Here is a 12050-nt window from a genome sequence, read left to right on the forward strand (position 1 = left end):
CTGAACTCCTTAATGTTTCGATTTATAATCTGCTGAATACGTATGAACAAATTCTGAGACGCGTCTTAACGTTTCAGGCTTCACTTCAGGAAATACGCCGTGGCCTAAATTAAAGATATAACTGTCTGACTGCAGCCCCTGCTCTAAAATACGCGTCAGGCGCTCTTCAATCACTGCCCAGGGTGCAAGCAGAATAGCAGGATCCAAGTTGCCCTGCAATGTTTTAGTGATGCCTTTTTGGCGTGCTTCATCGATCTGCAGACGCCAGTCAAGACCTACTACATCGACCGGCAGTGCATTCCATTCTTCGACTAAATGACTTGCGCCGACGCCGAACGTTGTCACAGGTACATTCTTCTCTTTAATACCGCTGAAGATGCGCTGCATATGTGGTGCAATAAACATCCGGTAGTCCTCACGGTTCAATGCACCGACCCATGAATCAAACACTTGAATCATCTTGCAGCCTGCATCAATCTGCGCGTGCGTGTAAGTGATGCACATATCAGCCAGCTTCTCCATCAAGAGGTGCCAGCTTTCAGGCTGTTCATACATAAATGCCTTAGTTTTATTATAGTTCTTTGAAGGTCCGCCTTCTATCATATAGCTCGCCAGCGTGAACGGCGCACCTGTGAATCCAATCAATGGTACATTCAGCTGTTCAGTCGTCAGCAGTTTAATCGTATCAAGAATATAAGGGACATCCTGCTCCGGATGGATTTCACCGAGTTTCTGAACGTCACTGATATGACGGATCGGGTTGCCGATGACCGGGCCGATGCCTGACTTGATCTCTACATCGACACCAAGCGCACCGAGCGGCGACATAATATCTTTGTATAAAATAGCTGCATCAGTGTTGTACTGGTCGACCGGTAATTTCGTGACATAAGCACACAGCTCAGGGTCATGTGTGATCTCAAATAAAGAATGTGTTTCCTTGATCTTTCTGTACTCAGGCTGACTGCGGCCTGCTTGACGCATGAACCAGACCGGTGTATGTGTCGTTTTCTCACCATATGCGGCCTTTAAAATTGTATCGTTGAACGGCTTCAAAGCTATTCCTCCTACTTAATAATGATTATAAATTATTTTAACACAACCATTGATATGCCGCTGTTGAATATGGATTTGTCATAAAACTGACATAATACAAAATAATTGGGTAAAATATTAAAAAAGGAGTGATAACATGTTCACCTATTTAACGCACGGCTCAGAATATTATATGCAGCGACTGATCGATAAACATGAAGACCGGACATTTCTGAAATTTGCCGGTCCGGAAGATATAGTGCTCTATGAAGAAAGCACCGCCAAATCCGTGTTCAGTTCTCCGGAAGCATTTGAAGTCGTCGAAGCAGACGGAACGATGACGTCAGATGTTCCGGTCTTGCTGCGCTACTTCCAGGTCAGTGACGAACGCCGCAAAGTGGCCGAAAGCAGCTTGTCCCGTCCGGCAAACTTCAGTGATTATGAGGGTTACCAGGCTTACCGGCTGCTCAGACCACTGCGCGGACAGACGTTCTGCGTCGTGCTGCAGTTCAGCGACGAGAGCACGTTAAGTGATTTCAAGAAAAGTTCAGTATACCGTGAGCGTTACGAGGACAGCGTATTGAAGCAGTATCAGACTGCTGACTTTATCTCGAACATTCATTTCACAAAAACTTTGCTGCCTGTTACTGACTGACGTTTTATACGGTATTTAAAAAAGCGGACGCCTTATAAAGGTGTCCGCTTTTACATATTATGATAAAACACCTAATCTTTCAGCAGTGTCATCTTCTTCTTCAGCTTGCCCATCACCTGCTGATTCGTCCACCACATGATGACAAAGAACAAGACCGCATAGTAGAAATGACCTGGATAACAAGCGATATAAAGCAATGCGATTAAGAGCGCCGCACTTAGTGACAGCTGCCATAAAAACTTGCGGAAGCCGTCCATCACCAGCTGTTCTCTCACCGGCCACACTTGCGGCCATAACTGATACGCCTGCTGCTTGTAAAACTGGGAGGACTGCAGCACGATAATATAGACGATGAAAATACCGATGATTACAGCTATAACGGGCTGTCTGACGAGCCAGATCACTATCCCGCCGATGACAACCAGTCTGATAATGATCCAGAACGCATCTTTACTGCGGGCAAAGTTGCGTTTGAACAAATACAGGAACATCCCTTCATGATTATAATCTGCAGCCGGCTGCTTCAGCAGTCCGTCTAAAAATCTGCGGCGTCTGACATTGTCTTTCAGTCCTTTGACGTCAGTGAACATATTGATTGTCTTATACTGGCGCTGTGTCAGCTCCTGCTCATAATCAATAATGTCATCCCACTTAAACACATAGTTCTTCGCTATGCTGTTCATTAAATACAGCAGACCTCCGAGAAACAGGAGTTCTGTCAGTGCTGTAAAATACACACCTTCCAGCGAGTTATAAATGCCGGCCATCAAGATGATGAACAGCAGAATGTTAACTGATAGATTGCTGATGCCGAGCTTCATCGCTGACCAGCGGACAAGCAGACCAAGCAGAATGGCTGCCACACCGAATAAATAGGCACCTATCATACCGATGAAATAAAAGTGAGCGCCTGCGTGATAGAGCGGATACAATAAGGCAAAAAACAGCGACCAGATTACTGCATGCTTGATGAATGCTGCTCTGATCGATTTCTTCACATAATCTTTCAGCTGCCGCTCATAGGCCAGCAGGAACACTTGGTCCGCTTCCTTGAAATACGTCCTGAGCGGCGCGATGCCGCCTAAAGAGAGCAGCAGAGCGATGATAAGGTGATAATTAATGCCTTTCGGCAGATGTTTCAATAATTCAGCGTACTGCAGCATCAGCGCCCCGAACGCGATGGACAAGAATAAGATGAAGTGGCCGTTAAAGATAAATCTGCTGTAACGAAGCACTTCAGCTCTATTGTCATTTGACCGTTTGGCAAACAATGTTTGTGCGTTAACCATTCACATCACCTTGCGTCAGACGGATGTAGATGTTATCAAGTGACTGTCCCGGCATGCTGAGAGCATCCTGCAGCTCCTGCATATTACCTTTAGCGACGAGCCGGCCCTGATGCATAATGAGGAAATAATCACAGTACTTCTCAGCGGTTGCGAGTATATGGGTGCTCATCAGTACAGTGCGGCCTGCCTCACGTGCTTCGACCATCAGTTCAAGCATCGATTGAATGCCGAGTGGGTCAAGCCCTAAAAACGGCTCATCGATGATATGCAGCTGCGGCTGACTGATGAACGCACAAATAATCATTACTTTCTGCTTCATCCCTTTGGAGAAGTTCTGCGGGAACTGCTTCAGCTTATCCTGCAGCCGGAAAATGCGAAGCAGCGGCAGACTTCTTGCCACCGCTTCGTCTTTAGTCAGGCCGTAAGCCATCGCCGTCATATCGATGTGCTCCTCTAAAGTCAGTTCATCATAGAGGACCGGGGTCTCCGGTATATAGGTGATCATCCGCCGGTAGTCATACGGCGCCGCATCCAATGACAGGCCGTCAATAGCAATCTCTCCCGCCATCGGTCTCAGCAGTCCGAGCATATGCTTGATCGTCGTGCTTTTACCTGCCCCGTTCAAGCCGATAAGCCCTACGATCTGCCCTTTCTGTAATGTGAAATCAATATCATGAATAACAGGCTGATTACCATAACCACCTGTCAGCTGTTTTACTTCTACAGTCACGCTTGCACCTCCAGCTTTTCTTTAATTCATATTGTATCAAATAACTTATCCATTCACCTATCGAAATCAATTAAATGCTATAATATCATTAAATGATTGGAGGGACTCCTATGACAACATGTATTTTCTGTAAGATCATCAGCGGTGAGATTCCATCGTATAAAGTATACGAAGATGACCATACGCTCGCTTTCCTGGATATTTCTCAAGTATCAAAAGGGCATACGCTCGTCGTACCGAAGCAGCACAGCGACGATCTGCTGAGCACTGATCCTGAAGTGCTACAGCATACGACAGCTACTCTACAGAAAGTCGCGCAGCAAATTGATGATGCGTTAAAACCGGATGGCATCAATATTCTTCAGAACAATAGAAGCTTCGCTGACCAGAGTGTCTTTCATCTGCATTTCCATATTATGCCCCGCTATAAAGATGATGTAGACGGCTTCGGCTACAAATGGCAGACACATGATGTGGACGCTGACGAAATGACGGAACTGCTGCAGACGATTAAGGATGCTTGATTCTCCTCAGTCGGGGTATAACTAACAAAACTATTGGAGGAATTAACATGAAACTAAGAACTGTGCTAATCGGCTTCACTTCCGGCGTGGCGACAGGTATCATCACAGCATTGATGAAATCACCGCGTCCGGCAGGAGAAACTGAACAAAACTTCGTCTCTAACTCTTACGAAACAAAGTCCTTACTCCGCCAGCTTAAAATTGAAGCGGTAGAAGTGAAAGATTACGTGATGAAAACTAAAAATGAAAGCCAGTCTGCGATGAAGACGATGGGCGATGAAGTCAAAACGATGATCGCTACGTACAAAAGCGATATTGACCCAAATATCACTCATCTGAAATCTAATATCGAAAATATCAAAAATCGTGCAGATGAAGTAAAACAAACGTTTTCAAAAAAATAACAGCTATGCTAAAATAATAATTAATAAGTACAAAAAGCATGATGCGACCATCATGCTTTTTCTTTATATTAAGGAGGTAAAGCGATGAAGAGAGACCGGGAGACCATCGAGAAAATGTTATACACCCATAGAATTTCACAGCTCAGTAAAGCATTGTGGAAAACTGTTGAGAAAGACTGGCAGAATTGGATCAAACCTTTCGACTTGAATATTAATGAGCATCATATTCTAATCATTATCAGAAATCTTGAGAAGGCCACAATATCTGAAGTTTCCCAGTATGGTGTCATGCATGTCTCAACCGTGTTCAACTTTGCGAAAAATCTTGAGAAGCGCGGTTATTTAACGATGCCGAAAAGTGAATATGACAAACGTAACACTTATCTTGAACTGACTCAAAAAGGACGAGATCTGCTGTATGAGACATACATCGGCTACAGTGATATCGACAACCGCATTTATGATGCAGCCGAAGAATACAGTGAGCTGATGCTGTCTTTACCTCCATTCACCGATATCACGTTTATGGTCGGCCAGATTTACGGCAAGGAGTTTGTTGAACAGCTGAATAAAAGTCATGATGATTTGTTGAAGCTTCTACTTGACGAAAATGATAGTGATAATGCATAATGCATAAGATATGTCTGCCCATTATACAAACAAGGAGTATTTATCGTGTTTTCATGCACAAAAAATTTCAATATTAAAACCACTTATGGTATTCAGCGCATTGTGTTTATTTCAGCTATTATCACAATTATCGTATTCCTTATTTCGTTTGAAATCTTTATTTCATTAGTCAGCAACCGGTTCACCGATAAGAACTTTCTGCTGTTCCTGTTCAGTCTGCTGGCTATTTATCCGGTCCATAAAATCATTCATCTGCTGGCTTTTATCGGCGACACGAGATCACTCGTCATCCAGAAGATCACAAGAAAGTCATGGCCGCCGCTGCTTAACATTCGTGTTAATCATCCGGTCAGCAAGCTGCACTTCACCATCGCACTGCTACTGCCTTTCACCCTGATCACGGCTGCTGCGGTCACTGCAGCCGTGATGATGCCGCAATACGGGCATTATTTATTATTTATCGGCTCAGTCAATGCAGGCATTTCATTCATTGACTTTATTTATCTGAAGTACATCATCAAAACACCAAGAGGCACATTCATTGAAGAAAGACGCTATGGCCTGGAGTTATTAATTAAATGTAATGGTTAATTCTCATCTGATTTTAATCAGTAAATGATAGAGTAAATTGCAATCAATTATTTCAGTATGCTATATTGGGTGTACGTTTTCAGAAAAGGAGAATTATAATGAACAAATTCAAAACAGCTGTACTGCCTGCTGTGTTATCAGTTTCAGTCCTTGGGCTGGCAGCGTGTGGTAATAACAACGGAGAAACTTTGATTACATCTAAGGCAGGAGACGTCAGCTCTGCAAACGTCATCGACCAGTTGGGAAAAGATGAAGTAGCTAAAACAGCTTTTCAGATTCTCATTACAGACATTTTAAAAGATAAATACGGCAAAAAAGTCGATGAAGATAAAATCAAAAAAGATGTCGACGCTGAAGTTAAGAAATACGGCGGTAAAAAACAATTTGAATCTATTCTGCAGCAGCAGCAGGCCGGTATGACTATCGCTAAATACAAAGAATCCCGCATCAATGACGCTTATCAGAAAAAACTGATGGAAGAGACAGTGAAAGTCTCCGACGCTGATTTAAAGAAAAATGCGAAAAAAGCTTCGCACATTTTAATCAAAATCAAATCCTCTTCTGATCCATCCGGATTAACAGCTGACAAAGCGAAAGCAAAAGCTGAAGAAGTTCTGCAGGAAGTAAAAGCACATCCGGAAGACTTTGCTAAAATCGCGAAGAAAGAATCAGGAGATACTGGTTCTAAAGCAGCAGGCGGTTCACTCGGCTATGTCGTCAAAGGCCAGACCGTAGAAGCATTTGAAAATGCACTATTCAAACTTAAAGAAGGCGAAATGTCCGGCCTTGTGAAATCTGATTACGGCTACCATATCATTAAAGCAGATAAGCAGGATGACTTCGATAAGAAGAAAGCTGACTTGAAAGACCAGGTCCGTCAAGCTAAAGTTCAGAATAATCCTCAAGTGATGATTGATGCTTATAAGAAACTGCTTAAAGAATATAATGTAGACTACAAAGATAAAGATATCAAGAAAGTCGTAGAAGAACAGATTTTGACGGCTTCAAGCGCTCAGCAGCAATAAAATAAAAGCACAGCCGCCGGCTGTGCTTTTATTTTGTCTCAGTCAAGTGAGGAAGGCTTATAAAACTGTCTGTTCTCCAGTGCAAATATTCGTTCTGTGAACTGACCTTTCTCCACTTTTTTCAGGTGTTTATCAAACATCTGCATACGCGCATCGATGTTATCAATGAAATGCAGAATTTCCGCCTCTTTGACCATCGGCAGTTTCGGTGAACCATATTCATACTTACCGTGATGCGACAGTACTAAATGTCTTAAGAGAAGAATCTCCTCCCCTTCAATATGGTGCTCTTTCGCCATATCAGCAATTTCATCACTCATGATCGAAATGTGTCCGAGCAGATTGCCTTCCACTGTATAACTGGTCGCGACAGGTCCGGACAGTTCTTTCACTTTGCCCATATCATGCAGGATGATGCCTGCATAGAGCAGACTGCGGTTCAGTGACGGATAAATATTGCACAGCGCTTCTGCCTGCTTCAGCATCGTTACAACGTGATAGAGCAGCCCGGAGACAAAGTTGTGATGGTTTGAACTCGCTGCTGGATACGTGATAAATTCCTGCTGATATTTCTTCAGCAGCAGTCGTGTCACCCGCTGCAGGTTCGCATTGCTGATGTCCATCACATAAGTCATGAGCTGATCGGTCATCTCATCAGCTGAAACTGGTGCAGACTCGAGGAAGTTCTCGAGCCTTACACCATCTTCTGGTGTCACTAAGCGGAACTGGTTGATTTTCATCTGCATTCTGCCGCGATAATCAATGACATCCCCTTTAACGCGGATCAGTTTTTCGGGGACGAGCTTTTTGATGTCTTCCTCAGTGACTGTCCACACTTTCGCTTCAATGTCACCACTTTTATCTTTTAAGTATAATGTCAAGTAAGGCTTCCCCTGCCCTGTCACACCTTGCACAGCCCGGTGAATCATGAAATAAGCATCCACAGATTCCCCCGGCTTCAACGTTTCAATCGTTCTCATTATTTAGTCTCCTTGTCGTGACGCTCAAGTACAAGCGTATTTTTACCCGGTATGTTTGTTGAACGGTTAGGCGTAAAGTAGAGAACCTGGTTGTCTTCTTTCCTCATCAAATAATCAATAATGAAGTCCTTCCGCTGCTTATCAAAATGGACGAACGCATCGTCGATAATAATCGGCAGTGGATACAGGTGATGCAGATGCTGGATCAGACTCAGCCGCATCGCGATATAGAGCAGCTCTTTCGTCGACTGTGACAGTTCTGTCGGATGATACACTTGACCGTCCTTATGTTTGACCACCAGCTCTACTTCATACATTACAGCAATATATCTACCTTCTGTTAGTGTACTAAAGATACGCGATGCTTCACTAATGATATGCGGTATTCTTTCTTCTTTGACTTTCTGCCGGTGCGATGCGATGAGTGTTTCGATATAATTCAATGCGCCGTATTCTTTAGCAAGTCTGTTCACAATCTCTCGTTCAATCGCATACTGATAGTTCAGTCCAGATAATGTCGTATCCTTCTCCAGTTCAGCCATTTCCTGTTCCGTCCGGTGCAGCTCAAACTGTTCTTGCTGGAGAGCATCTTTGAGCTCATGAATTTGATCGCTGATTTCTGCTTCTGACCTTCTCAAGTCTTCCGCTGAAGTATGAGCGAGCTCTGTGTTCATCTCATAAGTGAAGTTTTCATCTTCCAGCTTACGGCTTAACTGCTGATGACGTTCAAGGTCCTTCTTGTACTGCTTATATTCAGCAAACCTGGCATAATATGCAGCTTCATCTGCTGCAGCTGTATCGCTGAAAAGCTGGGCGATCTCTGCATTCATCTCATCGGCTGAAGTTTTTACTGCGGCGAGCTCTCGTTCACTGATGGTGAGCTGTTCGTCGCGGCGGAGCTTATGCGTACGCTTCTTTTCTTCTGATTTTACGATAGCGCTCAACTCCTGGAACGCAACGGTCAAGTGTTCATGATTAGTAATCCCGCCGAAGTCAGCCAGCCGTGCTCTGAAATTCTCGATGACTGACTGCTGAGCCAGATACTGCGTTTTCAGCTGATCAATCGCTGTTTTTAACTGCTGCATCCTGCTGACTGTGCGATAAGCATGGTGCAGCAGACTATCTTCAAAATGTGCTGGAAGCCGGAGCTGCTCCTTTGTTTTCTCCAGCTCCCGGACAATCACAGCATAAGCTGCCTGCTTCTTCTCAAGACTGTTGTTCAGCTGCTGCTCTTTTCTTTTATGAAGCTTCTGTTCCCTGTCAAGTACAGTCAGCCGCTCTCTATAATCACGCTGTACTGAAAGATCAAATGAGTCATCAAGACTGCCGGCCAATGCAGCAATGGAACTCTCAAGAGCTGAAATTTCATCATCCAGTATGTTCCATTCATAAGTACGTGGTTGTTTATTCAGCAGAAATAATATTATCATGCCGATCGGGATGACGATCATCGCTAGAGCTGGAATCAGCATGGCACTGAAGAAGAAGTAAACAGCCGCAGCCACTGCTGCAAGTGCAATAATCCCATACGCGATGTTTAATTTTTTACGCTTTACTTCATCGACTGCTGCATTTCTCTTCTGCTCGGCGCTCAATTTGTTGTACAGCTCTGTTTTCTGAGCCAGTTCATCCTGCTGAGCGCCTAGCTGTATACCGTTACTGTACTGATCATCGGAGACGATATGAGGTTCAAGTTCTGCCCGCTCCTGCGCTGTCATCGCTGCTTCTGACTTTGCCTGCTCTCGTTCACGGTTCAGCTGTTCAAGCTGTGACAGCAGCCGCTCTTTTTCAGCGACGTTATAAATAATCTGCTCTTTCAGTGAGTCGCCGAGCGGAATATCTTCATAGCGGGACCAGCCGATATCTGTCTGCAGCGAATGCATGGCAGCCTGCTTATCCAGTATATCGCGGTCCAGATTGTTCAGCGTCTTTTCATGCTGCTTGATGACCGGCTCTTCTTTAAGGAGCCCCTGTGCCGTCTCATAAGCAACATCCGGCATCAGTTCAATGGCCGCCTCTTTTGTCAGCTGCTTCACTTTTTCAGCGCGGAGCATAATATCGCGTTCATTATTATAACGCTGCCGTTTTAATGACTCATAGCGTTCAATCCCGTTGTCAGGAAACACGACCGGTTCAATGTTCAGCTGATGCTCCAGCTGTTTCCATTCTTTCATATCAGCATGGAACATCATTTCCTTCTGCTTCCGCTGCTGGATTTCTGTCAACTGGTCAATATGAGAACGCAGCATGTCTATCTTGCCTTTCAGCTGATACGCACGGCTTGTGTGGACATCATAGTGCTGGAGTTTGTTCTCCTCTTCTCTGATCTGTATTTCAAGGTTATTAAGCGTAAGCAGATGGTCATACAGTTCCCCTGATTCGTGGTCATGAGTAATAATTTTCAGCTTCTCCTCTTCCAGCTTGCTTTCCAGACTGGAATATTCAGTTGAACCGAAGACACCTGCCTGCAGTAGATAAGTCTGCAGTTTATTCTCTGTCAGCTGGTGGACATGCTGCAGGCTCAAGACATCAAAAGAGAAAATCTGTCTGTACGTCTCTTTAGTGATGAAACTCAGCTTCTGGTTCAACCAGGCTGCATCTTTCGGCTGATCCTGATACATCACGGTCAGCTCTTCTTTATGCTCGCGGTAGACACGTTCGACAAATAGTTCTTCACCATCTATCTCAATGATCAGATTACCGCCGTAAGTCGTCGCAAATCGCGGCATCAGCTTCGGTTCATCAGGACCCGGAAAGCCGAATAAAATAGAATGGATAAAGAGCTGCATCGTCGATTTGCCGGTTTCATTTTCTCCGTAGATTTGAGTGAATGAGCGGTTTAACTGATACTTTCTCTGCTGCAGTCTTCCGTAACCGTATATTTCAAGTGATTTTATGTTCATTCGTTATCCCTCATTCGTGCTTTGATCTTTCTCTCGCCGGTAGCAAGCAGCTCTTCTTTACTGAACGTCTCATAGTTATCAAGGAAGCGGCTGAACGTCTCATCGTGATAGAGAGGACTTAGTGCGTCATTGAACAATGTACTGTCATTCAATGACGCAGTGTCAAATTCGTGATGCAGCGTTGTGCCGTCATGCGGCTGCGTGAGTGTCAGCTGGTCAATCCAGATAAAGTTCTGTTCGTGCGTCTCATACTGCTGAAGCAGCGACAGCAGCTCATCAAGCTGACTTTGTTTGACCAGTGTCTCACTGTTATTGATCAGTTCAATCTTATAAATACATTTACCGTTCGTTCTCTGGTCATTTTTGAAATCAGTCACGTCCTGATAAATCGCATTCTTCCCTGTATCCGTCAACTTAATCTGAGCTTCTTCAAAGCGGATGAACTGGGTCGGCACAAAGACCACATCCATCGATACATGGTCCCCCGTTACAAGCAGATAACCTTTCTTGCCTGATTCGTCCATCGTAGTCCCTTGAATATTACCTGGATAATGAATATGAGGCAGTTCGCTGATCAGTCTTCTGTCATGCACATGTCCAAGTGCCCAGTAATGATACAGCTTTTCGTTGAGTTCTTCCTGACTGAATTCAGTCAGCGGATCCCGGGCCTGATGCTTCACGAATGTCCCGTGCAGCAGCCCGATATGTATGCTGGAATCTACTTGATTAGTCGGATACTGTTCAAGTTTATTGTGATAGTTCATATGTTCTTTGTAACTGAAACCATGGATATAGACAACATTGCCTTCTTTAGTGATAAATTCATATGTTTCCACTTGTTCGCCGAAAACCACTACATTGGACGGCCAGTTAATGCGTGAATATTTGATATCATCAGCTTCTCCGCGAATGACATAGACAAAAATATGTGCATCCTTCAGCCGCTCGAACTGCTCCTTCAGGAAAATCATCGTTCGTAACGACTGGTTCTTAGCATCAAATAAATCACCGGCTATCAAGATGAAATCCACTTCCTGATGAATAGCATCTGTTACAAGCCTCCTGAAGCTTTCAAAGCTAGCTCTGCGGATATCTTCCATAATTGCGTCTGATACATGATAGTTCAGTTTAAAAGGTGCATCCAGATGTAAATCAGCACAATGGATAAATTTAATCATAAGAATCCCTCATTTCCAGTATTCAATTTATTTTACAACAAAAATTAAGCGAGTTGTATGACTTGAGGAATCTTTCCTTAAAATAAAAGATGTTCCTTCATCTATG

At 44.1% G+C, this 12050-nt stretch carries 12 protein-coding genes; 6 read left to right on the plus strand and 6 right to left on the minus strand.

Features of this window, described 5'->3' with window-relative positions; translation table 11 throughout:
* Nucleotides 1–9 precede the first annotated feature (9 nt).
* Complete coding sequence (hemE, locus tag ERX35_RS08120) at nt 10–1056, minus strand: uroporphyrinogen decarboxylase (RefSeq protein ID WP_425463265.1); 1047 nt, start codon at nt 1054–1056, stop codon at nt 10–12.
* A 136-nt stretch (nt 1057–1192) separates the two neighbouring features.
* Here hemE and ERX35_RS08125 point away from each other — a divergent pair, with 136 nt between their 5' ends.
* Nucleotides 1193–1690: a hypothetical protein gene (locus ERX35_RS08125; RefSeq protein ID WP_149459419.1), complete on the plus strand. Its 498-nt coding sequence runs from the start codon at nt 1193–1195 to the stop codon at nt 1688–1690.
* Between the two features lie 71 nt (nt 1691–1761).
* Here ERX35_RS08125 and ERX35_RS08130 read toward each other — a convergent pair whose 3' ends face one another.
* Together ERX35_RS08130 and ERX35_RS08135 are read right to left on the minus strand one after the other, a co-directional pair.
* Complete coding sequence (locus ERX35_RS08130; RefSeq protein ID WP_149459420.1) at nt 1762–2979, minus strand: ABC transporter permease; 1218 nt, start codon at nt 2977–2979, stop codon at nt 1762–1764.
* Nucleotides 2972–3709 (minus strand): ABC transporter ATP-binding protein, encoded by a 738-nt coding sequence (locus tag ERX35_RS08135; RefSeq protein WP_149459421.1) that lies wholly within the window; start codon nt 3707–3709, stop codon nt 2972–2974. Before ERX35_RS08135 ends, ERX35_RS08130 begins: the two co-directional genes overlap by 8 nt.
* Before the next feature lie 110 nt (nt 3710–3819).
* On the opposite strand from ERX35_RS08135, the gene ERX35_RS08140 reads away from it, so the two are divergent.
* The 5 genes from ERX35_RS08140 to ERX35_RS08160 all read left to right on the plus strand — a co-directional run bounded on the left by ERX35_RS08140 (nt 3820) and on the right by ERX35_RS08160 (nt 6883).
* The gene (locus ERX35_RS08140; RefSeq protein ID WP_149459422.1) at nt 3820–4233 is read left to right on the plus strand and encodes an HIT family protein; all 414 of its coding nucleotides are present in this window, start codon (nt 3820–3822) and stop codon (nt 4231–4233) included.
* Between the two features lie 47 nt (nt 4234–4280).
* Nucleotides 4281–4637: a YtxH domain-containing protein gene (locus ERX35_RS08145; protein ID WP_149459423.1), complete on the plus strand. Its 357-nt coding sequence runs from the start codon at nt 4281–4283 to the stop codon at nt 4635–4637.
* 84 nt (nt 4638–4721) lie between these two features.
* Nucleotides 4722–5267, plus strand: a complete 546-nt coding sequence (locus ERX35_RS08150) for an HTH-type transcriptional regulator Hpr (protein WP_149459424.1) — start codon at nt 4722–4724, stop codon at nt 5265–5267.
* A 45-nt stretch (nt 5268–5312) separates the two neighbouring features.
* The gene (locus ERX35_RS08155; protein ID WP_170234588.1) at nt 5313–5858 is read left to right on the plus strand and encodes a DUF3267 domain-containing protein; all 546 of its coding nucleotides are present in this window, start codon (nt 5313–5315) and stop codon (nt 5856–5858) included.
* A gap of 98 nt (nt 5859–5956) precedes the next feature.
* Nucleotides 5957–6883 (plus strand): foldase protein PrsA, encoded by a 927-nt coding sequence (locus ERX35_RS08160; protein WP_149459426.1) that lies wholly within the window; start codon nt 5957–5959, stop codon nt 6881–6883.
* A gap of 38 nt (nt 6884–6921) precedes the next feature.
* On the opposite strand, the gene yhaM is transcribed toward ERX35_RS08160, so the two are convergent.
* The 3 genes from yhaM to ERX35_RS08175 are packed head-to-tail and all read right to left on the minus strand — an operon-like array spanning nt 6922 to nt 11944.
* Entirely contained in the window at nt 6922–7863 is a 942-nt protein-coding gene (yhaM, locus tag ERX35_RS08165; protein WP_149459427.1) for a 3'-5' exoribonuclease YhaM, read from the minus strand.
* Nucleotides 7863–10766 (minus strand): ATP-binding protein, encoded by a 2904-nt coding sequence (locus tag ERX35_RS08170; RefSeq protein WP_149459428.1) that lies wholly within the window; start codon nt 10764–10766, stop codon nt 7863–7865. The genes yhaM and ERX35_RS08170 overlap by 1 nt, the downstream gene beginning before the upstream one ends.
* Nucleotides 10763–11944 carry a metallophosphoesterase family protein gene (locus ERX35_RS08175; protein ID WP_149459429.1) on the minus strand — a complete coding sequence of 394 codons (1182 nt, stop codon included), beginning with the start codon at nt 11942–11944 and terminating at the stop codon, nt 10763–10765. The genes ERX35_RS08170 and ERX35_RS08175 overlap by 4 nt, the downstream gene beginning before the upstream one ends.
* Nucleotides 11945–12050: the final 106 nt, after the last annotated feature.

Source organism: Macrococcus equipercicus (assembly GCF_004359525.2).
In the GTDB taxonomy this organism is placed as follows: domain Bacteria; phylum Bacillota; class Bacilli; order Staphylococcales; family Staphylococcaceae; genus Macrococcus; species Macrococcus equipercicus.

Bases quoted from the DNA above. Each gene is read 5' to 3' on its own strand.
- ERX35_RS08125 (WP_149459419.1), top strand. From the start codon at position 1,193: ATGTTCACCTATTTAACGCACGGCTCAGAATATTATATGCAGCGACTG.
- ERX35_RS08130 (WP_149459420.1), bottom strand. From the start codon at position 2,979: ATGGTTAACGCACAAACATTGTTTGCCAAACGGTCAAATGACAATAGA.
- ERX35_RS08140 (WP_149459422.1), top strand. From the start codon at position 3,820: ATGACAACATGTATTTTCTGTAAGATCATCAGCGGTGAGATTCCATCG.
- ERX35_RS08145 (WP_149459423.1), top strand. From the start codon at position 4,281: ATGAAACTAAGAACTGTGCTAATCGGCTTCACTTCCGGCGTGGCGACA.
- ERX35_RS08150 (WP_149459424.1), top strand. From the start codon at position 4,722: ATGAAGAGAGACCGGGAGACCATCGAGAAAATGTTATACACCCATAGA.
- ERX35_RS08160 (WP_149459426.1), top strand. From the start codon at position 5,957: ATGAACAAATTCAAAACAGCTGTACTGCCTGCTGTGTTATCAGTTTCA.
- yhaM (WP_149459427.1), bottom strand. From the start codon at position 7,863: ATGAGAACGATTGAAACGTTGAAGCCGGGGGAATCTGTGGATGCTTAT.
- ERX35_RS08170 (WP_149459428.1), bottom strand. From the start codon at position 10,766: ATGAACATAAAATCACTTGAAATATACGGTTACGGAAGACTGCAGCAG.
- ERX35_RS08175 (WP_149459429.1), bottom strand. From the start codon at position 11,944: ATGATTAAATTTATCCATTGTGCTGATTTACATCTGGATGCACCTTTT.